Annotated in this window: 21 protein-coding genes; 5 read left to right on the forward strand and 16 right to left on the reverse strand. The window is 62.9% G+C overall.

Annotation, left to right across the window (positions count from 1 at the left end):
- Window positions 1-48: 48 nt before the first annotated feature.
- The 4 genes from ACN8M7_RS05490 to ACN8M7_RS05505 all read right to left on the reverse strand — a co-directional run bounded on the left by ACN8M7_RS05490 (window position 49) and on the right by ACN8M7_RS05505 (window position 5,726).
- Window positions 49-2,334 (reverse strand): ABC transporter permease subunit, encoded by a 2,286-nt coding sequence (locus ACN8M7_RS05490; RefSeq protein WP_490260035.1) that lies wholly within the window; start codon window positions 2,332-2,334, stop codon window positions 49-51.
- 185 nt (window positions 2,335-2,519) lie between these two features.
- The gene (locus tag ACN8M7_RS05495) at window positions 2,520-3,488 is read right to left on the reverse strand and encodes a PstS family phosphate ABC transporter substrate-binding protein (protein ID WP_490260036.1); all 969 of its coding nucleotides are present in this window, start codon (window positions 3,486-3,488) and stop codon (window positions 2,520-2,522) included.
- 908 nt (window positions 3,489-4,396) lie between these two features.
- Window positions 4,397-4,831, reverse strand: coding sequence for a PA2169 family four-helix-bundle protein (locus tag ACN8M7_RS05500; protein ID WP_490260037.1), 435 nt, complete (start codon window positions 4,829-4,831; stop codon window positions 4,397-4,399).
- 64 nt (window positions 4,832-4,895) lie between these two features.
- A complete protein-coding gene (locus ACN8M7_RS05505; RefSeq protein ID WP_490260038.1) occupies window positions 4,896-5,726 on the reverse strand; it encodes a BON domain-containing protein in 831 nt (276 codons plus the stop codon).
- Between the two features lie 212 nt (window positions 5,727-5,938).
- Between ACN8M7_RS05505 and algB the strand changes: the two genes are divergently transcribed.
- Window positions 5,939-7,291 carry a sigma-54-dependent response regulator transcription factor AlgB gene (gene algB / locus ACN8M7_RS05510; RefSeq protein ID WP_490260039.1) on the forward strand — a complete coding sequence of 451 codons (1,353 nt, stop codon included), beginning with the start codon at window positions 5,939-5,941 and terminating at the stop codon, window positions 7,289-7,291.
- 13 nt (window positions 7,292-7,304) lie between these two features.
- The gene (locus ACN8M7_RS05515; protein ID WP_490260040.1) at window positions 7,305-9,101 is read left to right on the forward strand and encodes an ATP-binding protein; all 1,797 of its coding nucleotides are present in this window, start codon (window positions 7,305-7,307) and stop codon (window positions 9,099-9,101) included.
- A 95-nt stretch (window positions 9,102-9,196) separates the two neighbouring features.
- Here the strand turns inward: ACN8M7_RS05515 and ACN8M7_RS05520 are convergent, their stop codons facing one another.
- The 6 genes from ACN8M7_RS05520 to ACN8M7_RS05545 form a co-directional block, all read right to left on the reverse strand.
- A complete protein-coding gene (locus ACN8M7_RS05520) occupies window positions 9,197-9,382 on the reverse strand; it encodes a PA3371 family protein (RefSeq protein ID WP_490260041.1) in 186 nt (61 codons plus the stop codon).
- Between the two features lie 18 nt (window positions 9,383-9,400).
- Window positions 9,401-9,715 carry a hypothetical protein gene (locus ACN8M7_RS05525; protein WP_490260042.1) on the reverse strand — a complete coding sequence of 105 codons (315 nt, stop codon included), beginning with the start codon at window positions 9,713-9,715 and terminating at the stop codon, window positions 9,401-9,403.
- 175 nt (window positions 9,716-9,890) lie between these two features.
- Entirely contained in the window at window positions 9,891-11,078 is a 1,188-nt protein-coding gene (locus ACN8M7_RS05530; RefSeq protein ID WP_490260043.1) for a hybrid sensor histidine kinase/response regulator, read from the reverse strand.
- Window positions 11,072-11,683: a chemotaxis protein CheB gene (locus tag ACN8M7_RS05535; RefSeq protein ID WP_061238973.1), complete on the reverse strand. Its 612-nt coding sequence runs from the start codon at window positions 11,681-11,683 to the stop codon at window positions 11,072-11,074. Before ACN8M7_RS05535 ends, ACN8M7_RS05530 begins: the two co-directional genes overlap by 7 nt.
- Entirely contained in the window at window positions 11,680-12,489 is an 810-nt protein-coding gene (locus tag ACN8M7_RS05540) for a CheR family methyltransferase (protein ID WP_061238972.1), read from the reverse strand. The genes ACN8M7_RS05535 and ACN8M7_RS05540 overlap by 4 nt, the downstream gene beginning before the upstream one ends.
- Window positions 12,489-15,986, reverse strand: coding sequence for a response regulator (locus ACN8M7_RS05545; protein WP_490260044.1), 3,498 nt, complete (start codon window positions 15,984-15,986; stop codon window positions 12,489-12,491). The genes ACN8M7_RS05540 and ACN8M7_RS05545 overlap by 1 nt, the downstream gene beginning before the upstream one ends.
- A gap of 131 nt (window positions 15,987-16,117) precedes the next feature.
- Between ACN8M7_RS05545 and ACN8M7_RS05550 the strand changes: the two genes are divergently transcribed.
- Both ACN8M7_RS05550 and ACN8M7_RS05555 read left to right on the forward strand, forming a co-directional pair.
- The gene (locus tag ACN8M7_RS05550; protein WP_490260045.1) at window positions 16,118-16,510 is read left to right on the forward strand and encodes a response regulator; all 393 of its coding nucleotides are present in this window, start codon (window positions 16,118-16,120) and stop codon (window positions 16,508-16,510) included.
- Window positions 16,511-16,734: 224 nt separating this feature from the next.
- Window positions 16,735-17,139 carry a DUF1330 domain-containing protein gene (locus ACN8M7_RS05555; protein WP_490260046.1) on the forward strand — a complete coding sequence of 135 codons (405 nt, stop codon included), beginning with the start codon at window positions 16,735-16,737 and terminating at the stop codon, window positions 17,137-17,139.
- Between the two features lie 3 nt (window positions 17,140-17,142).
- On the opposite strand, the gene ACN8M7_RS05560 is transcribed toward ACN8M7_RS05555, so the two are convergent.
- Both ACN8M7_RS05560 and ACN8M7_RS05565 read right to left on the reverse strand, forming a co-directional pair.
- On the reverse strand, window positions 17,143-17,925 hold the full coding sequence (locus tag ACN8M7_RS05560; RefSeq protein ID WP_490260047.1) for an N-acetylmuramoyl-L-alanine amidase: 783 nt from the start codon (window positions 17,923-17,925) through the stop codon (window positions 17,143-17,145).
- Window positions 17,922-18,512 (reverse strand): MarC family protein, encoded by a 591-nt coding sequence (locus tag ACN8M7_RS05565; protein WP_490260048.1) that lies wholly within the window; start codon window positions 18,510-18,512, stop codon window positions 17,922-17,924. The genes ACN8M7_RS05560 and ACN8M7_RS05565 overlap by 4 nt, the downstream gene beginning before the upstream one ends.
- A gap of 229 nt (window positions 18,513-18,741) precedes the next feature.
- On the opposite strand from ACN8M7_RS05565, the gene ACN8M7_RS05570 reads away from it, so the two are divergent.
- Window positions 18,742-20,280: a nucleobase:cation symporter-2 family protein gene (locus ACN8M7_RS05570; RefSeq protein WP_490260049.1), complete on the forward strand. Its 1,539-nt coding sequence runs from the start codon at window positions 18,742-18,744 to the stop codon at window positions 20,278-20,280.
- A gap of 33 nt (window positions 20,281-20,313) precedes the next feature.
- On the opposite strand, the gene ACN8M7_RS05575 is transcribed toward ACN8M7_RS05570, so the two are convergent.
- The 4 genes from ACN8M7_RS05575 to ACN8M7_RS05590 form a co-directional block, all read right to left on the reverse strand.
- Window positions 20,314-22,191, reverse strand: a complete 1,878-nt coding sequence (locus ACN8M7_RS05575; protein ID WP_490260050.1) for a diguanylate cyclase — start codon at window positions 22,189-22,191, stop codon at window positions 20,314-20,316.
- A 5-nt stretch (window positions 22,192-22,196) separates the two neighbouring features.
- Window positions 22,197-23,069, reverse strand: coding sequence for an endonuclease/exonuclease/phosphatase family protein (locus ACN8M7_RS05580; protein ID WP_490260051.1), 873 nt, complete (start codon window positions 23,067-23,069; stop codon window positions 22,197-22,199).
- 19 nt (window positions 23,070-23,088) lie between these two features.
- The gene (locus ACN8M7_RS05585; protein WP_061238963.1) at window positions 23,089-23,715 is read right to left on the reverse strand and encodes a thiol:disulfide interchange protein DsbA/DsbL; all 627 of its coding nucleotides are present in this window, start codon (window positions 23,713-23,715) and stop codon (window positions 23,089-23,091) included.
- A gap of 154 nt (window positions 23,716-23,869) precedes the next feature.
- A complete protein-coding gene (locus tag ACN8M7_RS05590) occupies window positions 23,870-24,475 on the reverse strand; it encodes a c-type cytochrome (protein WP_061238962.1) in 606 nt (201 codons plus the stop codon).
- Between the last annotated feature and the right edge of the window lie 21 nt (window positions 24,476-24,496).

Below are 24,496 nucleotides of genomic sequence, written 5' to 3' on the forward strand. Positions count from 1 at the left end.
CATAAATGGGCGAGGGTCATCAGTTGGGCCTGCTGCGCAGGCCATGTTTTACAGGCTCGAATACTTGGTGCGCAGGCGCTGACGGATCAGCTCGGCCAGGGTGTTCATCACGAAGGTGAACAGCAGCAACACCAGCGCCGCCAGGAACAGCACGCGGTAGTGGGTGCCGCCGACTTCCGACTCGGGCATTTCCACGGCGACGTTGGCCGCCAGGGTGCGCATGCCTTCGAAGATGTTGACGTCCATGATCGGCGTGTTGCCGGTGGCCATCAGCACGATCATGGTCTCGCCCACCGCGCGGCCCATACCGATCATCAGCGCCGAGAAGATGCCGGGGCTGGCGGTGAGGATCACCACGCGGGTCAGGGTCTGCCAGGGCGTCGCGCCGAGCGCCAGCGAGCCGAAGGTCAGGCTCTTGGGTACGCTGAACACGGCGTCTTCGGCGATCGAGTAGATGTTCGGGATCACCGCGAAGCCCATCGCCAGGCCAACTACCAGGGCGTTACGCTGGTCGAAGGGAATGCCCAGGTCGTTGGACAGCCACAGGCGCATGTTGCCGCCGAACAGCCAGTTTTCCAGATGACCGCTGATGGCGATGGAGAACCAGCCCACGGCGATCACCACCGGAATCAGCAGCGCAGCTTCCCAGCCTTCGGGTACGCGGTGGCGCACCGACTCGGGCAGCTTGGTCCACAGGAAGCCGAACGCCAGGATACCTACAGGCGTCAGCAACAACAGGCTGAAGATTCCGGGTAAGTGGTTCTCCAGGAACGGCGCGAGGAACAGACCGGCGAAGAAGCCGAGAATCACCGTCGGCAACGCCTCCATCAGCTCGATCACCGGCTTGACCTTGGTGCGCATGCGCGGCGCCATGAAGTAGGCGGTGTAGATCGCCGCTGCCACAGCCAGCGGTGCAGCCAGCAGCATGGCGTAGAAGGCCGCCTTGAGGGTACCGAAGGCCAGCGGCGAAAGGCTCAGCTTGGCTTCGAAGTCAGTGTTGGCGGACGTCGACTGCCAGACGTAGTCAGGCTCCGGATAGCTCTCGTACCAGACCTTGCCCCACAGCGAGCTCCAGGAAATCTCCGGGTGCGGGTTGTCGACCACGAAACGCTGCAGCTTGCCATCGGACTCCACCAGCACACGGGTGGCACGCGGCGAAAGGGCGGCAATGGCCTTGCCCTCGGCGACCTGCTCTTTGAGCAGGGTACGGTGCGCGGTGCTGTGGAAGATGCCAAGCAGGCCGCTTTCGTCGAGCGCCATGAAGCCCTTGCGGCGCTCTTCGGGAAGAATCTGGGTGACCGCGCTGCTGCCCAGCTGGAAGCTGCGGATCGACTGGAAGGTGGATTTGCCGTCCTTGTCACGCACCATGAACCACTGCTGAATGCCGCCCTTGGCATCGCCGATCATGATCGAGATGCCACCGAGCAGGCTGGTGGCGCTGGTCACGCGATTGGAACCGCCCTTGAGCAGCTCGTAGTGGCCGTTCAGACTGCGCTTGCGCAGGTCGAAGACATCGGCGTTGGAGTCGCCGTTGAGGACGTACAGCCACAGCTGGCGCGGGTCGAGGATCAACTGATTGATCGGCGCACCGATCTGCGGCAGGTCGATGCGTTCCTCGCTGACGCTCACTTCACCGGTGAACAGGTTTTCCTCGCGACCGAGACTGATCAGGTGCAATTCGGTTCCGGTGGAGCCGGCCAGCATCAGCGTGCCGCTATTGAGGTTCAGCGCCACATGCTCGAGCGGGCGGCCCTGCGGATCGACCTCGATCGGCGTCTCGCCGTAGGGATAGTCGATCCTCGGCGCGATGGTGCGCACGTTGTCCGGGTAGGTGATCTTGTAGTTGTGCTGGATGACCAGCGCCTGGCCATTGCTCAGGCCCAACGCCACGCGGCGACTGCCCGGCTGGTCCTGCGCCACAGAAGCTACGCTGACGCCTGCCGGCAACGGCAGCTGTACGCGCTGCAGCGCTTCGCCACTCTTAAGATCGAAGAACTGCGCCGCCCCGCTGGCGTCCAGGCGCATGGCCACCTGGTTCTGCTCCTCGATAGCCAGCATCAGCGGCGCCGGAGCATCCGCCAGCCAGGCAGGCTGCTGCACCTTGCGGGCATCGAGTTCGGCGCCCTGGAACATGGGCAGCACCACATGCGCCAGGTAGAAGAAGATCAGGGTGATCGCACCGAGCACGGCCAGGCCGCCGACCGAGACGTACCAGCGCGCCATGCGGTCCTTGAGGGCACGCAGGCGACGCTTGCGTTGCAGGGCGGGGGTGTTGAAATCGATCCCCAGCGGGTTCTGTGAGCGATTCACGGATTCGTTTGCCAAGTCATTCATGCGAGAAGTCTCTGCGCGGGCTCAAGTGCAGCGCATAGGGCTGTCCAGGCTTGTCAATCTAGCGAGCTTGTATGACAGAAAGGTTACAGTCGCCTGACATGACGAAGCCCACCACTCACAAGGAGTGGCGGGCAGTGCCGACCGTCAGATGAAAATCAGTTGGCCGACATCGTCAGGCTCTGAAATTACAGGCCCAGCTCCTTCATGGTCTTCTCGACCACTTTGGACGGCAGCGGGATGTAACCATCCTTGACCACCACTTCCTGACCCTGCTTGGACAGCACCAGCTTGACGAACTCGGCGTCCAGCGGGCTCAGCGGCTGGTTCGGCGCCTTGTTCAGGTAAACGTAGAAGAAGCGAGCCAGCGGGTACTTGCCGGACAGCGCGTTGGTTTCGTTGGCTTCTTCGACCTGACCGTTCTTGTCGACCAGCGGCACGGCGCGAACGCTGGAGGTCTTGTAGCCGATACCCGAGTAACCGATGGCGTTCAGGGTGCTGGAGATCGACTGCACCACGGAAGCCGAACCCGGCTGCTCGTTGACGTTGGAGCGGAAGTCGCCTTTGCACAGCGCTTCTTCCTTGAAGTAACCGTAGGTGCCGGATACCGAGTTACGGCCGAACAGCTGGATCGGCTTGCTCGCCCACTCGCCGGTCAGACCAACGTCACCCCAGGTTTTCAGGTCCTTGTCTTCACCGCACAGACGAGTGCTGGAGAAGATCGCATCGACCTGATGCATGGTCAGCGACTTGACCGGGTTGTCCTTGTGCACGAATACCGCCAGGGCATCGATGGCTACCGGAACGGCGGTCGGCTTGTAGCCGTACTTCTCTTCGAAAGCCTGGATTTCGCTGTCCTTCATCGGACGGCTCATCGGGCCCATGTTGGCGGTGCCTTCGGTCAGCGCGGGTGGCGCGGTGGAAGAACCGGCGGCCTGGATCTGGATGTTGACGTTGGGGTAGTTCTTCTTGAACTCTTCTGCCCACAGGGTCATCAGGTTGGCCAGCGAGTCGGAACCGACGCTGGACAGGTTGCCCGACACACCGGAAGTCTTTTCGTAGTTCGGCAGAGCCGGGTCGACGGCGGCTACAGCAGATACGGCGCTTACGCCAGCGGCGGCGAAAGTCAGGGCCGCCATCAAACGCTTCAGTTTCATGCCTTGCTCCTAGCAGGATAGTGTTGGATGGAACGGGCCCAAGTATCTGCAGGCCACGTGACTACTCTATGAAACGAATGTGACAGTTAAATGAACGTCGACGAGTTTCGGGTGTGGCTGACAAAAGCGCTTCGCATGGGTTGGGGGAAGTGCGGGGGATACCGGACTGGCAAATAAGTGTGTGCTTTCGGTGCTGGCACTATCCGTTAGCGCGTCGTCTGAACGTTTAGGTTTCGCCCCTTACGGGCGAGTTACTTTCTCTTGCTTGCCCAAGAGAAAGTAACCAAAGAGAAGGGCACCCCACCATCCAGCCCCGGCTGCGCCGGGGTTCCCTCGCTCCATCACCACTCCAGGGGCACGCTGCGAAGGGCCATCCCTGGCCCATCGCAGCTCTCGCGACATCCATGTCGCTCAACCCCTTACGTGGCGATTCCACTCGGCCTCCTGAAGGGGACTTGGGCGTCGTCTGTGAGATCGCACTTCAAGAGCAAAAGCCAAACGCTACCGACTTTGATCTTCCGGAGATTTCGCAAGCTCGCGGTCCGGTCCCCTTCAGGAGGCCGAGCGGAGGTGTTGCGTAGGGGGATGAGCCGCATGGATGCGGCGAGAGGCTTAAAGGGCCATGGATGGCCCTTGTAAGCCGGCCCCGGAGCAGCATCGGAGCGAGGGAAGTTTCGCGCAGCGAAACCCGGATGTCGGGGTGCCCTTCTTTGGCACACCTTTCTTGGGCAAGCAAGAAAGGTGTGGCGCCCGTAAGGGGCGCAACCCAAACGTTCAGACGACGCGCTAACGGATAGTGCTAAGCCAGTGAGCAATACGCACACAAGCTTGCCAGTCCGGCCTGCCCAGCCCCAATAAAAAGCCCCCGCACGCATCGCGTGCAGGGGCTCGGAACAGCGCAGCAGCTATTACTGCATGTTCTGCTTCAGCGCGCGCATGCGGTCATGGCAGGCACGCACCTTGGGCATCTCCACTGCCAGCAGCGCACGGACATCATTGTCCGAATCCTCCAGGGCGTCCTCGAAGGCGTGCAGGATGCGGTCCTCGGCTTCCTCCAACTGGGCGACGTAGGTGGCATCTTCATCCTTGGCCAGCGTGGCGCGGGTATCGGCATACATCTGGCGCATCTTGCCCAGCATGGTGCCACCGGACGCCGGCTCGCTCTGGTTGGCCGCGACCTTGACGCTGAGGGCGTCGATCACTTCGGTCTTGGCTCGCACCATGTCACGGAACAGCGCCTGCAGGCGGATGTCCTTGACCTCTTCGTGAGCGTGCTCGTAGAAACGCTTGCCGTCACGGGTGATTTCGATCAGTTCATTGAGTTGTGCGGTCTTGCTGCTCATGGAATGACTCCTTGGCGATGGGACTTGCGGATTGCGGCCGCCTAAGCGGCCACGATGATTGAATTCAGCTGCTGATGCGCAGGGCGTCGGCATCGACTCCCCGTACACCGCGAATGTTGCGGGCGATCTCGACCGCCAGACGCTTCTCGGCACTGCTCAGCACGCTACCGCGCAGGCTGACCAGGCCGTCGTCGGTGTTCACCGAGATGTTCAGCGCATCCAGGTTGCGGCTATAGAGGAAGCTGGCCTTGACCTTGCTGGTGATCCAGCCGTCGCTGATGTTCTCGCGCGCCTCGTCGAGGGAGGTCTGCACTTCGCTGCTGGAGCTGTCAGCGGTGCTGATGCTGAGGTGGTTGAACACCTCGCGCACACCATCGGTGTTGGCCGCCAGCTGGCCTGCCAGTTCCTTGGCCGCCGGGGTTTGGGCATGGCCACTGAGGGTGATGTTGCCGGTCTCGCTCTTGACCTGAATATCCAGGCCGCGGGTATTGCTGTTCCACAGCAGCTTGGACTTCACCGTGGCCGCCAGGCTGGCGTCTTCCAGACGCTGGACCAGACCCGGGGGATTGCCTTCGGCTGATTCACCGACAACCTCGATGCGATTGTCCACCGCGTCGATGCCCTCTATGCTCAGCGCCACCTGCTCGGCCAGATCCTTCTGGACTTCGCTTTCGACCTTGCCGCTGAGGGTGGCCTCGCCATCCTCCACAGCGATGTCGAGCTTGAACGGGTTGAGGTGACGGTTGAGGGCGAAGGCGGTCCAGATGGAGCCTTCCTGGCGTGCAGCCTCGAGCTGCGATGACAGCTGGCCTTCGGCAGCGTGGCTGGCCAGCGGTGTCAGCCCGAGCATCAGCGCGGTACCGGCGGCCAGTAACAAGGGTTTGAACGGGGGCATTGCGTCACTCCTGTTCGTGAGACGATGTGAAGGAATATCGCAAGCCCCGTGCCAGCCGACCGATACAAATAAAATCTCTTAAAAACAAACACTTAACAAAATCAAAGGCATCCTGCCTGCATGCAGGGTGCAGTATTGACGCAGTCAGGCCGTGCAACTTGCATGGTTTTTACCTGACTAAGCTGCATTGACCAGTCAGACGGAGCACATACATGGCAGTTTCAGAGCAGACCAGCGGACGAATTCTGCTGGTGGACGACGAAGCGGCAATCCTGCGGACCTTCCGCTACTGCCTGGAAGACGAAGGCTATGACGTTGCCGGCGCCAGCAGTGCGGCGCAGGCCGAAGCGCTGCTGCATCGTCAGGTGTTCGACCTGTGCTTCCTCGACCTGCGTCTGGGTGAGGACAACGGCCTGGACCTGCTGGCGCAGATGCGTATTCAGGCGCCATGGATGCGCGTGGTCATCGTCACCGCGCACTCGGCGGTGGATACCGCGGTCGACGCGATTCAAGCCGGCGCCGCCGATTACCTGGTCAAACCCTGCACCCCGGATCAACTGCGCCTGGCTGCGGCCAAGCAGCTCGAAGTACGCACCCTGGCCGCACGCCTGGAAGCCCTGGAAGGCGAGGTACGCAAGGTCAAGGACGGGCTCGACTCGAACAGCCCGGCGATGATGGCGATTCTGGAAACCGCGCGTCAGGTCGCCGCCACCGACGCCAATATCCTCATCCTCGGCGAATCCGGTACCGGCAAGGGTGAGCTGTCCCGCGCCATCCACGGCTGGAGCCGCCGCGCCAAACGCACCTGCGTGACCATCAACTGTCCGTCGCTGACGGCCGAGCTGATGGAAAGCGAGCTGTTCGGCCATGCCCGCGGCTCCTTCACCGGCGCCAGCGAGAGCACCCAGGGCCGCGTCAGCCAGGCCGATGGCGGCACCCTGTTCCTCGATGAGATCGGTGACTTCCCGCTGGCCCTGCAACCCAAGCTGCTGCGCTTCATTCAGGACAAGGAATACGAGCGCGTCGGCGACCCGGTGACCCGCCGCGCCGACGTACGCATCGTCGCCGCTACCAACCTGGACCTCGACGAGATGGTGCGTGAGGGGCGCTTCCGCGAAGACCTGCTGTACCGCCTCAATGTCATCACTCTCAAGCTGCCGCCGCTACGCGAGCGTCACGAGGACGTGATGTCCCTGGCCGAACGCTTCCTCGTCCGCTTCGTCCGTGACTACGGCCGCCCTGCCTGCGGCTTCAGCGCCGAGGCCAGTGCCGCCCTGCAGGCCTATCACTGGCCAGGCAACATCCGCGAACTGCGTAACGTCATCGAACGCGCCAGCATCATCTGCCAGAGCGAGACCGTGGAGGTCAGCCACCTCGGCCTTGGCGGCAGCAGCGAGGCGCCCAACAGCGCCGTGCGGGTCGGTGCTGCGATGAGCCTCGAAGAGCTGGAGAAGGCACATATCGCCGCCGTGCTGGCCAGCAGCAGCACCCTCGACATGGCGGCCAAGACGCTGGGTATCGATACCTCGACCCTGTACCGCAAACGCAAGCAGTACAACCTCTGACCACGGGATCTCCATGAAGCTGTCGATGAAGCTTCGCACGCGACTGTTCCTTAGCATCTCCGCGCTGATCACCGTGGCGCTGCTGGGCCTGCTACTCGGCCTGTTCAGCGTGACGCAGATGGCGCGCAGCCAGAGCGAACTGATCCAGCGCGGCTTCGATGCCGTACAGATCGGCCAGAGGCTGCGCCAGCACCTCGGCGACGAACTGATCGTGCTGCTCGACAAGCAGCCTGATCCACAGCGCCTCGAGACTGCCCGCCAGTCGTTCCGCGCCACGCTCGAGGCAGCAATCGACTCCGACCTCGGCCCCGACTACGCTCGCGGCCTGGAACGCGCCGCGACGCTTTACGACGAGATGGAAGAGGCGGCCAGCAACGGCTCCCCACCTGGCGAGACGCCGTACGGCCTGGGCTCCTACAAACCCTTTACCGAAGCCTTCCAGCGCCTGCGCGACCACCTGCTGGGGCAACAGGATCAGGTCGTGGCGTGGGTCATCGCGGCCGAGAGCAAGGCTGGCGAACGCTCCCAGCTGATCGTCGGGCTGCTGGTGCTGACCGGCCTGGCAGTGCTGGCGATCGGTGTGCTCACCGCCCATGGCATCGCGCGCCGCTTCGGCACACCGATCGACATGCTGGCGCGTGCCGCCGACCAGATCGGCCAAGGCCGATACGACGTGGTACTACCGGTCTCGCCGGTGCTCGAACTGGCCGTGCTGAGCCGCCGCTTCGGCCTGATGACCGAAGCCCTGCGCAAATACCATTCGAGCAACCTCAACCAGTTGCTCAGCAGCGAGGGCCGCCTGAAGGCGGTGCTCGACAGCATCGACGATGGCCTGATCATCCTCGATGCCGCAGGCCACATCGAACACGCCAACCCAGTGGCGTTGCGCCAGCTGTCTCAAGACTCCGATATCCAGGGCCAGCCGATTGGCCAGCTGCTACCTGAGCACGCGGTGGACAAGGCACTGCATCAGGTGCTGGCAGGCGAACTGCTGCAGGAGCCACCGGCCGACCTGCAGATCGAACGTGACGGTGAAACCCGAGTGCTGGCCTGGGCCCTGACACCGGTGCAGGTGCGCGAGGGTGGCAGCCTGGGCGCCGTCATGGTGCTGCGAGACGTGACCAAGCAACGCGCCTTCGAGCGCGTGCGCAGCGAATTCATCCTGCGTGCCTCCCATGAGCTGCGCACACCCATCACCGGCATGCACATGGCCTTCAGCCTGCTGCGCGAGCGCATCACCCTGCCGTCGGGCGGGCGCGAGCAGGAGCTGATGCGCACGGTCGACGAGGAGATGCATCGCCTGGTGCGAATGATCGACGACCTGCTCAACTTCTCGCGCTACCAGAACGGCGTACAGACCTTGCAGCGCCGCCCCTGCGACCTCGGCGAGCTGGTTCAACAGATGCCTCTGCGCTTTGCCGAAAAAGCCGCAGAACGGGACGTGACACTGCTCTGCGACATCCAGCAACCGCTGCCGCACCTCAGCCTCGACAGCGCACAGCTGGAACGGCTGCTGACCAACCTGACCGACAATGCGCTGCGCTACAGCAATCCGGGTGACACGGTTCGCCTGCAGGTACGCCGCCATGACGAGCAGGTGATCGTCAGCGTGCAGGATCAGGGCGAAGGCATCCCGTTCGAGCAGCAGGCGCGGATCTTCGAGCCCTTCGTTCAGGTCGGCCGGCGCAAGGGTGGTGTCGGCCTGGGCCTGGCCCTGGCGCGGGAGATCGCGCAACTGCATGGCGGTAAGCTCAGCGTGCATTCACGTCCAGGTGAAGGCGCAACCTTCTACTTCAGTCTGCCGGTGTGAAGGTCACACCGCGCGAGCCAACGAAACCCGGACAATAAAAAACGCCGCGATCTTCGCGGCGTTCTTATCTTCGAGGGCAGCGCTGTGGCGCAGGCTCAGCGCAATACCGGGTCGAACTTGATGCGCCGACCGGCCATCAGTGCACCCAGAAAACCCAGGCCGAAAATAACGCTAGCGCCCTTGAGCAACATGGCGACCCCCTCTTCCAGACCCGGGCTCAACCACAGCACGGCGAGGCTCGACAAGGTCATGATCAACAACAGGATGGCACTTCTGGACATGGCGAGACTCCTTGTCGGTCAGAACACCCAGCGCGGGGTGTTGTTGGCAAGGCGCGGCTCACGGCTGGCGGGCACAGCGCCGCCATCATCGGAAATACGCAGCCACTGAGCGTCGTCACCGATGGCACCGACCGCCCGGGTCGGCTGGGAGCGCTGCGCCATGTCGCCTTGCTGGCGCACTGCGACACGCGACTCCCACACCGGCGAGTTGGAAATGGTGAACTCAGCGGTCTTGGCGCTGGCGCCAGCCGAACCCGTGAAATCCTTGGCGTAAGCCCCGTTGACCAGCAATGCAGCGACGCAAAACAGGCTCAGCCGGACGACGTTGTTCATGACGCTTCTCCATCAGCAGGTCAGTCGGGGACTTACATGACTGATACTGCAGCGCTCATGCCAACATCCTTATTCGGATAAAATCCTTATAAATCAAACACTTAAACCAATGTCAAATCGCCTTCCCCATGCACTTTGCAAGATGCATGAATTCAGGTGCGTGCAATTTGCACGATCAACCGTGCAGCGGCAGCACGACGCAGAAACAGGAACCCTCGCCGAGGCGACTGCTCAGCTCGATACGGCCCTCATGTGCCTGGACAATCTGCTCGCTGATGAACAGGCCGAGGCCCAGGCCCTGAGCGACGCTGTTGCCGGAAACGCGCTCGAATTGCTCGAACACCCGCTGCTGATCGGCTTCGGAAATGCCCAGGCCCTGATCGCGGACCTCGGCACGTGCTGTGTCGCCATCCACCCACACGCGCACCGACACCGGCTTACCGCCGCCGTAGCGCAGGCCGTTGGTCAGCAGGTTGGCCAGCACCTGCTCGATACGGAATTCGTCCATCATCACCGGCGCCGGACCGTCGACCTGCAGTTCGATACGGCTGCCGTTATGGGCGAACTGCGACATCAGACTCTCCACCACATTGCCGGCCAGTACACCAAGATCACCCGGCTCAGGGCGCACGGAGAGCTTGCCGGTACGAATGCGCGAGACATCCAGCATGTCGTCGATCAGACGGCTCAGGCTACGAATCTGCCGCTCGTCACGGGCCACCATGTCCAGCAGCTTGTCCGGGGTGAAGGCCTCCATGCGGCCCTGTTCCAGGCGCAGCCTGCGCAGCTGCACGTCGAGGATCAGACCGTTGAGTGGCGTGCGCAGCTCATGCGAGGCGATGGACATGAACACGTCGCGCATCTGCACTGCCTTTTGCAGTTCGCCCTGCGTCTCGCGCAACTCGACGAGCAACGCCTCCTGCTCACGACGCGCGGCCTCGACCACCTCCAGCTGCAGGCTCAGCGCCTTGCGATGGCGGTACAGCTCGACGAACATCGCCACCTTGCTGCGCACCTCGAAGGGCGACAGCGGCTTGTGCAGGAAATCCACCGCGCCGCTTTCGTAGCCACGGAAGGCGTAGTCCATGTCGCGGCCCACGGCGCTGACGAAGATGATCGGAATGTGTTTGGTCTTCTCCGTGCCGCGCATCAGCTCGGCCAGCTCGAAACCGTTCATGCCCGGCATCTTCACGTCGAGAATGGCCAGGGCGAATTCGTGTTCGAGCAACAGCGACAGCGCTTCGTCGGCGCTGCTGGCCTGGAAGATGATGCGATCCTCGGTCTGGATCAGCGAGCTCAGGGCCAGCAGGTTTTCCGGCAGATCGTCGACGATCAGCACCTTGGCATCAATCTTCCTCAGCATGGCAGGGCATCCAGTTCGGCCAGCAGCAGGCGCATGGCATTGATAGGCAGGAGAAAATCCGGTTTCAGCAGCGCCAGGGCTGCATTGGGCATGGTGGGCACCTGCGCGTCGGCTGGGTCCTGCACCAGGGTCAGGCCACCGGCCTGTTTGATCGCCAGCAGACCGGCCGCGCCATCCTCGTTGGCACCGGTGAGCAAGGCCGCGGCCAGCTGCGCGCCATAGGCATCGGCAGCGGACTCGAAAAGAATGTCGATGGACGGCCGCGAGAAATGCCGTGGCTCCTCGCGACTGAGGGAGAAGCTGCGATCGGTCTCGATGGACAGGTGGTAGCCGGCTGGCGCCACGTAAACCCAACCTGGACGCAGGTATTCCTTGTCCTCGGCCTCCTTGGCGGGCAAGGTCAGGCGCCGCTCGAGCAGATCGGCGAGCAGGCTGTCATTGCGATCCGGTTGATGCAGCAGGCAGACCACCGGTAGCCGGTAGTCCAGCGGCAGGTCCTCGAGCAGGGTCAGCAACGCCTCGACGCCACCGGCCGACGCACCGATCAGCAACGCCTGCAGGGGAGCCCGAACCTGACCGCGCAGGTTGATCGATTGGCGGCTCATCGTTTGCGGAAAATCCGTTCGGGGCGCGATACCGCTTCGAACTGCCGGGCATAGGCGGAAAAATCCAGGCTTTCCTTGCTGCCCAGGCCGAGGAAGCCGCGATGGCACAGGGAATCGTGAAACAGGCCCAGCGCACGATCCTGCAGATCGCGATTGAAGTAGATCAGCACGTTGCGGCACGACACCAGGTGGGTTTCGGCGAACACGCTGTCGGTGGCCAGGCTGTGATCGGCGAAGGTCACGTTGGCCCGCAGCGACTTGTCGAACAGCACCCGGTCGTAGGCCGCCGAATAGTAGTCGGAGAACGCTCGCTTGCCACCGGAGAGCTGGTAGTTCTGGGTGTAGGTACGCAGTTGGTCGAGCGCGAAGATGCCCTGTTCGGCCTTCTCCAGCGAATGCGGATTGATGTCGGTGGCATAGATCATGGTGCGTTCGAGCAAGCCTTCCTCGTGCAGCAGGATGGCCAGGGAATACACCTCTTCGCCGGTGCTGCAGCCAGCCACCCAGACCTTCAGCGACGGGTAGGTGTGCAGCAGCGGTACCACCTGCTCGCGCAGGGCCAGGAAGTACTCGGGGTCGCGAAACATCTCGCTGACCGGAATGGTGAGGTACTGCAAGAGCTGCATGAACGCCTGCGGCTCGTGCAGGATGCGCTCCTGCAATGCCGAGATGGTCGCGCAATCGAGCTGAGCCTGCGCCTGGCTCACGCGGCGCTTGAGCGAGGCTTTCGAGTAATCGCGAAAGTCGTAGCTGTAACGCAGGTAAATCGCCTCAATCAGCAGGCGCAGCTCGATTTCGTCAGGCATCAGAGACGCTCCAGCTTGGGCATCCACACACGAATCAGAGAGAACAGACGATCCAGATCGATGGGTTTGGCCAGGTAGTCGTTGGCGCCGACTTCACGGCAACGCTCCTGGTCATCCTTCATCGCCTTGGCCGTCACCGCAATGATCGGCAGGTTCTTCCAGCGCGGCTCCAGACGAATCAGCCGGGTGGCTTCGTAGCCGTCCATCTCCGGCATCATCACGTCCATCAGCACCAGGTCGATGTCTTCGCACTCCTTGAGTTTGGCCAGAGCTTCGTGGCCGTTGCGGGCGACTTCGACCGTGGCCCCCTTCTGCTCCAGTGCACTGGCCAGAGCGAAGATGTTGCGCACGTCATCGTCCACCAACAACAGGCGGCGACCTTCGAACAGTTTGTCGCGGCTACGCGCGGTCTTGAGCATTTTCTGGTGCTCGCTGGACAGCTCGGCCTCGACCTTGTGCAGGAACAGGGTCACCTCATCCAGTAGGCGCTCCGGCGAGCGCGCGCCCTTGATGATGATCGAGCGCGAGTACTTGAGCAGCTCGGCCTCTTCGTCACGGGTCAGGTTGCGCCCGGTATAGACAATCACCGGAGGGAAGGAGCAGATGTCCTCCTCGGCCATGCGCCGCAGCAGTTCGTTGCCCTGCATGTCGGGCAGCTTGAGGTCGATGATCATGCAGTCGAACACGGTGTCGCGCAGTTTCTCCAGTGCTTCGCCGGCCAGCGCAACAGCGGTGATCTCGATGTCTTCGTCGCCGATCAGGCGGGCAACGCTGTCACGCTGCAGCGGATCGTCCTCGACCAGCAGCACACGTTTGACCTGCTGGTTGAGCTTGGCCTCGAGCTTGCCGAAGACCTCCTTGAGCTGATCACGGCTGGTGGGCTTGAGCGCGTAACCGACCGCCCCCAGGTGCAACGCGGCCTCGCTCTGGTCCTCGACCGAGACCACGTGAACCGGGATGTGGCGAGTCTGCGCATCGTCTTTCAGACGTTGCAGCACACCGAGGCCGGAGCCATCGGGCAGGCGCATGTCGAGCAGGATGGCGTCCGGGCGGTACTGCCGCGCCAGCTCCAGGCCTTCGTCGGCGCACGTGCCGACCAGGCAGGCGTAACCCAGTTCGTGCGCCAGGTCGAAGAGAATGCGGGCGAAGCGCACTTCGTCCTCCACCACCAGCACGCGGCGCCCACCGCGCTCACTCAGGTGCTCGCGATCATCGGCGAATGATGCCCGCTGCCTTGGCATCGGCGGCGGCACAACGGCGGCCGCAGGCGCTGCGGGTAGCGTCGCCTGCATGGCCGCGACAGGGGCGGCCGCCGGCCTGCTAGCGCCGATCTCAGGCATGCGTTCCGGCAGCAGCAAGGTGAAGGTACTGCCCTCGCCCGGCACGCTGCTGACGGTGATGGAGCCGCCGAGCAATCCGGCCAGGTCTCGCGAGATGGAAAGGCCGAGGCCCGTGCCGCCATAGCGGCGATTGGTGGTGCCATCGGCCTGGCGGAAGGCATCGAAGATCGCCTGCTGCTGATCTGCAGCGATACCGATACCGGTGTCACGCACGGCGAATGCCAGATAATGATCGTCATGGCGCGACACGCTGAGGGTCACGCCGCCGCGATCGGTGAACTTGAAGGCGTTGGACAGCAGGTTGCGCAGAACCTGCTCGGCGCGCTGACGGTCGGTGAACAACACCTGCGGCAGCTGGTCTTGCTGCTCGATCTCGAAACTCAGGCTGCGCTCGCCAGCCAGCGGCATGAACACATCGCGCAGGCCTTCGAGCATGTTGCCCAGCGGCGTGCGCTCGGGCCGCACTTCGAGCTTGCCGGCCTCGACCTTGGCGATGTCGAGAATATCGTTGATCAGGTTGAGCAGGTCGTTGCCGGCCGAGTAGATCGACTCGGCGAACTTCACCTGTTCGTCGTTGAGGTTGCCATTGGCGTTTTCCGCCAGCAGCTTGGCCAGGATCAGCGAACTGTTGAGCGGCGTGCGCAGCTCATGGCTCATGTTGGCGAGGAACTCGGACTTGTAGCGACTGGCGCGCTGCAACTCCTCGGCACGCTCCTCCAGCTGCGCCTGGATGCGACCGAGGGTGGTATTGCGCTGATCCAGCTCGTCGCGCTGGTCGGCGAGGACCTGAGCCTGCTCGGAGAGCTTCTCGTTGGTCTGCTCCAGCTCGGCCTGCTGGGTCTCCAGGTGAGCCTGGGACTCCTTGAGCACGCGGGCCTGCTGCTCCAGTTCCTCGTTGGCGGCGCGCAGTTCCTCCTGCTGGGTCTGCAATTCCTCGTTGAGCTGCTGGGTTTCATCCAGCACCTCCTGCAGGCGCTGGCGATAACGCGCAGCCTCCAGGGCCGTGCCGACACTGCTGGTGATGGCTTCGAGAAACTCGCGCTCGCGCGGCTCCAGTGCACGCATGAACGCCAGCTCGACCACGCCGTTGACGCTGTTTTCGAACTGCAGCGGCGCCAGCGCGACGCTGACGGGCTGGCCTTCACCCAGGCTCGAGGCGACCTTGATGTAATCCGCAGGCAAGTTGTCCAAACAGACCAGACGACGACTGCGGGCGGCTTGTCCGATCAGGCCCTCACCGCGATAGAAGTGCTCCTTGAGGCTGGCGTCCTCGCTGAAGCCGTAGCCGGCAACGCGCTTCAAGTCGCCGGTGCTGGCATCGCGCAGATACAGGGCCGCGACCATGCAATCGAGGTACTCGGCAAAGAACTCCAGCGTGCGGTCGGCCAGCTCCTGTACCTGCGGCTGGCCCAGCAGGCGCTCCGCCAACAGCGTCTGGCCACCACCGAGCCAGGCGCGGCGCTGCTGCTCATCGGCATACTCGGTCTGCCTGGCCATTGCCCGCGAATAGGTCTGCGAAAGGTTCAGCAGCTCACGGCGTCCGAACAGCGCCAGCAACGCACTGAACAGGATGCTGACCACCAGATAGATGCCAGCCCCCCAGAGCGTGGTGCTGCTTACTTCAGCATTACGCTGCTGGCGCAATTCACGCTCGCTGTTGATGAAGGTATCGAGTTCCCGGCGCATGCCATCGGTGAGATTCTTGCCACGGCCACGCCCTACATCCGCCATGAAGTTGCCGCCCTCGCGACGGCTGCCAATGACTTCCTGAGCGTACAGATCCCACTGTTCCTGCATGGCCAGCAAGCGCTCGAGACGCTGCACCTGCGGAGGGTTGTCAGACACCAAGTCGACGAGTTGCTCGGTCTGCGGACGAAACTTCCCCCGCGCCTGCTCATAGGGTGCGAGGTACACCTCTTCACCGCTGAGCAGGAAACCACGCATGCCGGTCTCCATATCCAGCGTCAGCTTGTAGATCTCGCTAGCCCGATTGAGCACCTGGTCGGAGTGCTCGACCCAGCGGATCGCCGTGAGCAGGTAGCCGATCAGCACCGCGAAGAACAACGCGCCAACCAGACCAAGGCCAAGCGGCAGGCCTACGTTGCGATTGAGAATTCGGCGAAAACCCATCTCGTCCATTGCGGACTCATTCGACATTGGGACGTCCATTCGATGATTGTCTCGCTTCTTCTTGTCTATCCGGGGAAGGCGTATGGCACACTGACCGCGCGCATTCACCGAAGTTTGCCAAACATTTGCGCATTCTGCGCGCGAAAACAGAGACGCCGATGACCGAAACCACTTGTGCTGCCACCAAGACCATTCTGTTGGTCGAGGACGACGATGTCGTGCGCCAACTCACCGCTGAAGTGCTCGGGGAGTTCGGCTATCACGTCCACGCCCTGCGTGACGGCCCTAGTGCATTGGAACTGCTGCGCAGCGAGCAGCACTTCGATCTCCTGATGAGCGATATCGGCCTGCCCGGAATGGACGGACGCGAGTTGGTAGCCGCCGCGCGCCTGCTGCGACCGACACTGCCGGTATTGTTCGCCAGCGGTTACAACGAGCGGGAGCTGCTCGAAGAAGTGCGTGCCCGCGACAGCGCGGCGGCCACCAACAGCATCGTCAAACCCTACGACTTCAAGCTACTGGGGCAACGCCTGAGCGAGCTGGCGGGCTAGCGCAACAGCGGTCCGCAAGGGCCGCACTCCAGGGCTGGAGACCGGCAGCAGGCAACCGATCCACATTCGAGCCAGCGCATGACCCCATGCCTGGCGGCATCGCGCGGCCAAGTCGCGGCGGCGCATTGGGCTGAACCGATGATCGGCTATCAGGCAAATCGATAGCACTTGCCGTGCCCGAGCGCAGGCGAGAGGCTCAGCAAAAAGCCAGCCGAGGACAGTCCATGCCCAGCATCAACCCTGACCCAGCGGACCTGCTGGCGTTCGCCGAGCGCATGCCCAGCAATGCGCCGATCCTGATGCTCAATCTGCTTCGCTTCAACAGCCAGGCCGAATACCACGCGGACAGCCAGCATGCGCCGTGCAGCGGGCGCGAAGCCTATGCGCGTTACAGCCGCACTGCGCTGAGCAAGGTCCGAGGGGTGGGCGGTGAGGTGCAGGTAATGGCTGACGTGCACCTGGCGCTGATCGCGCCGAAGGACGAGCACTGGGATCTGCTTCTGCTGGTGCGCTACCCCTCGTCAGCGGCCTTTCTCAGCATGCTCGCAGACCCCGAATACCAGGCCGCCACCGTTCACCGCAGCGCGGCGCTGGCCGACTCTCGGCTGATCGGTACGACGCCCAGCTGATGACTATCGCGTGGCCTGCAGATTGAGCACCAGCAGGCGCGCGGCGGTTTCGGCGTCCGGCTGGCCATCATAGTTGGCCGGGCGATATTTCATCTGAAAGGCGGCGATGACGTTACGCGTCTGCTCGTCCAGCTCGCCGTTCTGCGGCACCGTGTAACCGTTCTGCGCCAACTGCTCCTGGAACCACTGCACGCTGGGCAGGCTGCTGTTGAACAGCGCCTGCTGACGTGCCACGGCGTCTTCGTCCGGCCAGGGCACCAGCCCTTCGTCCGCCAGACGTTTCCAGGGAAACAGCGGCCCCGGATCGACCTTGCGCTGCGGCGCCACATCGCTGTGCGCGATGATCGACCCCAATGGCAGTTGGTGACGCTTGACGATGTCCTTGAGCAACACGATCAGGGTATCGATCTGCTGTGGCGCGAAGGGTTGCCAGTAGCGGCCCGTCGGCGTCTGGTAGTAACCCTGGTTGACCAGCTCGATACCGATGGTGGTGCTGTTGAGCCAGGTGCGTCCCTTCCATTCGCTGACGCCGACATGCCAGGCACGCCGATTTTCGTCCACCAGGCGATAGACCGTCGGCGGCGCGTCGCCAATCAGGTAATGACTGCTCACCTCGGTCTGCGTCAGCAGTTCGAGCGAGCGCTGTAGGTCAGCGGAGGTGTAGTGCAACACGATGTACTGCACGCGGCTGTTCTGGCCAGTTGCCGTGTGGCTGTCGTCGATACGCAGCCCACCGGTGCAACCGGCCAGCAGAACGAGAACGAGGGTGAGGCAGAGAGACTTCATGCGTGACCGAATACGCTCTGCAGGTTATCCAGCAGCATGTCGACGCTGAGCATGATCAACAACATGCCCATCAGACGTTCCACCGCCATCAACCCGCGATTACCAAGAAACCGTTGCAGAAACGATGCCTGCAACAGGATGAATGCCGTCGCCGCCCAGGCCAGGATCAACGCGAGATAGAGTTCCCAGAGGGGCCCGGTGTGGGTATTGCGCAGCGTCATCAGCACCGCGAGAGCCGAGGGCCCGGCCACCGCCGGCGTGGCCAGCGGCACCAGCATCGGCTCGCCGTCCGGCACGTCACCGAGCAGGCCTTGCGGGCTGGGGAAGATCAGGCGCATGGCGATGACGAACAGGATGATACCGCCGGCAATCGCCGTTGCCTCCCGCGACAGCCCTAGGCTGCTGAGGAATTTGTCACCAAAGGTGAGGAACAACAGCAGCAGACCGAGGGCGAACAGCAGCTCGCGCGCGGCAATCCACAGCCGCCTGCGTGGCTCGACGTTCTTCAATGCAGCGATGTAGATGGCGATATTGCCGAAAGGATCGGTGACCAAAAAGATCAGCACGGCGATGCTGAAGATGTCCATGGGTATCTCCGCTGACGAGTCTGCATAGTCTAGGGCCTGGCGGGGTCGCCTCGCGAGTCGGCAAGACGGTCAGACTCGAGCAACCTTGTCGAAACAGACAACTTTATGACTCGTACGCCTGTATCGGTTCTGAAAACTACCATTCGCAAAAATGTATACAAAGCAGTAGCCATAATGACAACAAAATGTCTAAATTGACCGCACAAGAACAACAGCGAGTAGTTTTCCCATGACTTCCAGCCCCAACAGCACGCCCGCCACCCAGCGTCCTGAGGATGAGAATCTCGGTATCAGCGCAAACGTTGCTTATGGTTTGCAGCATGTCCTGACCATGTACGGCGGAATCGTCGCGGTGCCCCTGATCATCGGCCAGGCTGCCGGCCTGCTGCCCGCCGACATCGGCTTGCTGATCGCCGCATCGCTGTTCGCCGGAGGCCTGGCCACCCTCCTGCAAACCCTCGGCCTGCCCTTCTTCGGCTGTCAGTTGCCGCTGGTACAGGGGGTTTCCTTCGCCGGGGTGGCGACCATGATCGCGATCATCGGCGGCGATGGTGCCGGAGGCATACCGGTGGTGCTCGGCTCGGTGATCGCCGCGGCCTTGATCGGGCTGCTGATCACGCCCGCGTTCTCCCGCATCATCCAGTTCTTCCCACCGCTGGTGACCGGTATCGTCATCACCACCATCGGCCTGACGCTGATGCCAGTGGCGGCGCGCTGGGCCATGGGCGGTAACAGCAGTGCCGCGGATTTCGGCAGCATGGCCAACATCGGCCTGGCCGCCTTCACCCTGGCCACCGTGTTGTTGCTGAGCAAGGTCGGCAGCGCGAGCATCTCGCGCCTGTCGATCCTGCTGGCGATGATCATCGGCACCCTGGTTGCCGTGGCCTTGGGCATGGCGGACTTCTCCCAGGTGCTGAACGGGCCGTTGCTGGCCATGCCCGAACCTCTGCACTTTGGCATGCCGGTGTTCAAGGTCGCGGCGATCCTGTCGATGGTTATCGTGGTGATCGTAACCCTGGTGGAAACCTCGGCCGATATCCTCGCGGTCGGCGAGATCATCGGCACCAAGGTGGACGCCAAGCGCCTGGGCAACGGCTTGCGCGCCGACATGATCTCCAGCATGTTCGCCCCGCTGTTCGGCTCCTTCACCCAGAGTGCCTTCGCTCAGAACGTTGGCCTGGTGGCGGTGACCGGTGTAAAGAGTCGCTACGTGGTCGCTACCGCCGGACTGATTCTGGTCACTCTCGGGCTGCTGCCGGTGATGGGGCGCCTGATCGCCGCCGTGCCGACCGCCGTGCTTGGCGGTGCCGGGGTCGTGCTGTTCGGCACCGTGGCCGCCAGCGGTATCCGCACCCTGGCCAAGGTCGATTACCGCAACAACATGAACCTGATCATCGTCGCCACCTCCATTGGTTTCGGCATGATCCCTATCGCCATGCCGGGCTTCTACCACCACTTCCCGGCCTGGTTCGAAACCATCTTCCACTCGGGTATCAGCTCGGCGGCGATCATGGCGATCCTGCTCAACCTGTTGTTCAACCACTTCACCACCGGCAACTCGGATCAACAGTCGGTGTTCGTCGCCGGCACCGAGCGCAGCCTGCGCTATCACGACATTGCCGCCCTGCACGACGGCGACCATTTCATCGACGGCAAGCTGTATGACGCGCAGGGCAACGAGGTTCCATTGCAAGATGAGGACGACCATGCCCCACGGACACGGTCTGCCTCAACGGCGAGCCAGCGCTCGGCAAAAGCGACGTCCTAGGGATGATGGCGAGCCGCAGCATAAGCTGCGGGCTCAGACGGCCTGCTCGACTCGATTACGCCCGGCGCCCTTGGCACGGTACAGCGCCTGATCGGCGCGCTCGAACGTGACCTCGGCAGCCTCGTCATTGCGAAACTCGGCGATACCGGCGGACAAGGTGATGGTGACCGGCTCGCCCTTGAAGTGAAACGGGCACGCTTCGATCGCGGCCCGCAGCGTCTCCAGGAGCTGAAGACCGCCTTCCATCGGCGTGGCGGGAATCAGCAGAACGAACTCCTCACCACCGAAACGGGCGATGAAGTCGGTCTTGCGCAGGCGCCTGTTGAGCTCGCCGGCGATGATCTTCAGCACCCGATCACCCGCCAGATGACCGTAGCCATCGTTGATCCGCTTGAAGTGGTCGATATCCAGCACGGCCAACAGCAGCTGACCGCCGTAGCGCTGGCGACGGGCCACTTCCAGGTCGAGGCGCTCGCTCCAGGCGGCACGATTGGGCAGGCCGGTGAGCGGGTCCAGCAGGGATTTCTGGCGCTGCTCCTCGATATGCTGGCGGAACTGCTGCGCCTCCGCCTCCATCTCGGCGACACGCTTGACCAAACCCTGCAGCCGTTCGGCCACATCTTCCTCACTGGTGTCGCGCTGACGCTGATGCTTGCTGACACTCTGTAGCAAACCTTCCAGACGCTGTTCCAACGCCTGCTTGAGCGATTCCAGGTCGGCCGCTTCCTGCACGCTGTTCTGCAGGTCGCTGACCTGATCACGCAACTGCTGGTTGAAGCTGCGCGCACTCTCGGCCGAGGCGCTGTAACCCTCATGCGCCTGGCTGAGGGTTTCGATGAAGGCGGCCAGGCGCTCGTTGAGTTGCTTGAGGTAACCGGCGAACTCGCGCTGACCGCTGTCGGTGACGGCCAGCACCAACACCGCCAGATCGTCCAGCACCGGCACCAGTTCGTACCAGTTGAGGTTGCCCTGCAGACGCAGGCGCAGCGCTTCACCCTGCGGCTGATGACGCGCCGGGAGCTCCAGCTCATCGAGCAGATTGCGCAAGCTGCTGGCGATATGCGGCGCCACGGCGCTGTAACCGGGTTCACTGCTGGGCAGGGAGAAAGGACCGTCGCCAACCTCCTCCTGCGGCACCAGACCCGGCGGCAACGGCAGGCTGTCGAGCACGGGCGAGGCATCGTGGACCTGGTGCTGGCCAACTGCCGCGGCAACCCCAGGTGCGCTGGGAGGCAGTTCACTCGCTGAAAGCAAAGGCGCAGCCGCAGTCACAGGTGCCGGCGTTGGCGTTGGCGTTGGCGTTGGCGCAGAGGCTGGCGGGGGCGTCTCGTCGATGGTAGCGCTTTCGGCGACACGACCCGACGAATCGTCGCTGGCGTCGCTGTTATCTGCGCGCGAACCGAACAAACGCTGCAACAGGCCCGGCTGCTCCTGCACGGGCACCTGCAGCACCTGCAGCGCCTGGCCCTGCAGGTTACTCAGCTGGCTGAGCACTGCCGGCAACAGATACTGATGGCTGGTGGCGTCCTGTAGCTGCTTGCCCAGTGATTTGAGGGCCTTGCGCACCTCCCGCGGCGGCTGCAGGCGCTGCAGTTGTTCGATCAAGGCAGCCAGCGCGGCGGCCGCTTCATCGGCACGCTGCTGGCGGCGCTGCTCGGAATCCAGCACGGCCCTTTCCAAACGCGGAATCAGGCCGTCCAGAGCGACGTCCATATCGTCACGCCGAAGGATCTCGCGCATCTCCTGCATGCACTGATCGACTGCCTTATCGGCACCTTCGGCCGCCAGACTGCTGCGAACCAGGCCACGACGCAGCAGGTCCAGGCGCGACTCCCAACGGCGGTCGAGCTTCTCCTGCTGCTCCAGGCGGCTCAGGTACTTGTCTTTCCAGCGTTGCGCGTCATCGCTCATACGGCTTACTCGGGAAATGGCGTCTTCAGCATAGGCATTCGCGCGCCATTCTGTGCTTCCGGCAAACGGATTTCCACGGCCACGGGAAGGTGGTCGGAAATCGGCTGACTGAGGACGTGGACGCGCCCCAGCTCGAGCTCGGAGCTGAGCAGAATATGATCGAGACAGCGTTGTGGGCGCCAGCTGGGAAAGGTCGCCTCGACCTGTGGAGCGAGCAGACCCAGATCGCGTAGCGGGGAATTCTCCAGCAGGTCGACTGCATGAGTGTTCATGTCGCCCATCAGCACCAGATGGCGAAACTCGCTGACGCGCTCGCGAATGTATGCCAGTTGCCGAGTGCGGGTGCGGGCGCCCAGCGCCAGATGCATCATCACTACCCCCAGGGCATGTTCTCCCTCGCCCAGGCGCAGGATAATCGCACCCCGCCCAGGCGGCCCTGGCAGTGGATGATCTTCCAGCAAACTGGGACGCAAACGACTGAGGACGCCGTTGCTGTGCTGGGCCAAGCGCCCGAGGTTGCGGTTGAGCTGTTGATACCAGAAGGGAAAGGCGCCCTGCTGGGCCAGGTATTCGACCTGATTGACGTAGCCCGAACGCAGGCTGCCGCCATCGACCTCCTGCAAGGCCACCAGATCGAAATCGGTGAGCAGATCACCGATGCGCTGCAGATTGCCGGCGCGGCCGGCGTGGGGCAACAGGTGCTGCCAGCTGCGAGTCAGGTAGTGGTGATAACGCTGGGTATTGATGCCGACCTGGACGTTGAAACTGAGCAGACGCAGCAGGCCGTCGGCTGGCCAGTCGGTATGGGGCGAGCAGTGCGGGTTGATCTGTGGATCGCACAGACCAACCGCACGTGTCTTTCGCCAGCGGCGCAGCATGCTTGGCGCCTACGGCCGCCTAGAGCGCCTCGCGCTCCTTGCCGATCAGGTAGTCAGCAACCTGAAGGGCCTGCTGCGGGCCACCGGCCGAGCCCAGGTCGAAGCGATACTTGCCACCGACGATCATGACCGGTACGCCAGTGACCTGGTAGGCCATGGCCAGCTTCTTGGCCTTTTCCATCTGGCCTTTGACGGCGAAGGAATTGAAGGTCTTGAGGAAGGCATCACGATCGACACCCTGAGTGGCGACGAAGTCGGCGAACTCTTCAGCCGAGGCCAGCTTCTTCCTCTCCTGGTGGATGGCGTTGAACACGGCGTCATGCACCTTGTCTTCGACCTTCATCATTTCCAGGGTAATGAACGCCTGGCCATGTACGTTCCAGATACCCCCGAACAGTGCCGGTACGCGAACGAAATTGACGTCTTCCGGCAGCTTCTCGACCCAGGGATTGAGGGTCGCCTCGAACTGATAGCAGTGCGGGCAGCCATACCAGAACAGCTCGACCACTTCGACCTTGCCAGGCTTGGACACCGGTACCGGGCTCTTCAGCTCCACGTACTGCTGGCCGGCCACCGGTTCGGCATGGGCAGTTAGGCCGAACAGGCTGCTGATCGCCAGAGCGGCGCCGAAAATCAGGTTACGCATGGGGGTACTCCTTGACTGGATAAGCGTCGCCCTAGTGGCGATTCGAAACTATGACCTGCTAGCGCTGGGCCGGTTCCGCCCATTGTAGCCATGACGCATATGAAAAAGGGCGGCCGAAGCCACCCTTTGTCTTGCCAAAAGCAACGGCGGTCTATCAGTGCAGACCCTGGATGAAGCTGGACACAGCTTCGATATCCTTGTTGCTCAGCTTGGCAGCGATGGAGCGCATGATCATTGCGTCACCGTCGTTGGTGCGGTTGCCTTCGCGGAAGTCGGTCAACTGCTTGGCCACGTACTGGGCATGCTGCCCCCCCAGGTGCGGGAAGCCTGCGGCAGCCAGGCCAGCGCCGTTGGGCGAGTGGCAACCGATGCAGGACGGCATGCCTTCTTCCAGCTTGCCACCGCGGAACAGCTCTTCACCGCGCTTGACCAGCTTGGGATCGGCAGCGCCGACGCTCATCTTCTGGCTAGCGAAATAGGCGGCGATGTCGGCCATATCCTGATCACTGAGGTTGTCCAGAAGGCCGGTCATCTCGACGACCTGGCGATTGCCGGACTTGATGTCGTGCAGCTGCTTGAGCAAGTAACGCTCGCCCTGACCGGCCAGCTTGGGGAAGTTTGGCGCGGGGCTGTTGCCATCGGCACCATGGCAGGCACCACAGACAGCGACTTTGCCCTGACCGGCTTCGGCATCGCCGGCGGCCTGAGCCACGCCGGTGAGGCCCAGGGTCAACAGCAGACTCACGAGTACTTTGTTCATCAGCTAATCCAACTACGGCTA

This window comes from Pseudomonas spartinae, assembly GCF_965197125.1.
In the GTDB taxonomy this organism is placed as follows: domain Bacteria; phylum Pseudomonadota; class Gammaproteobacteria; order Pseudomonadales; family Pseudomonadaceae; genus Aquipseudomonas; species Aquipseudomonas composti_A.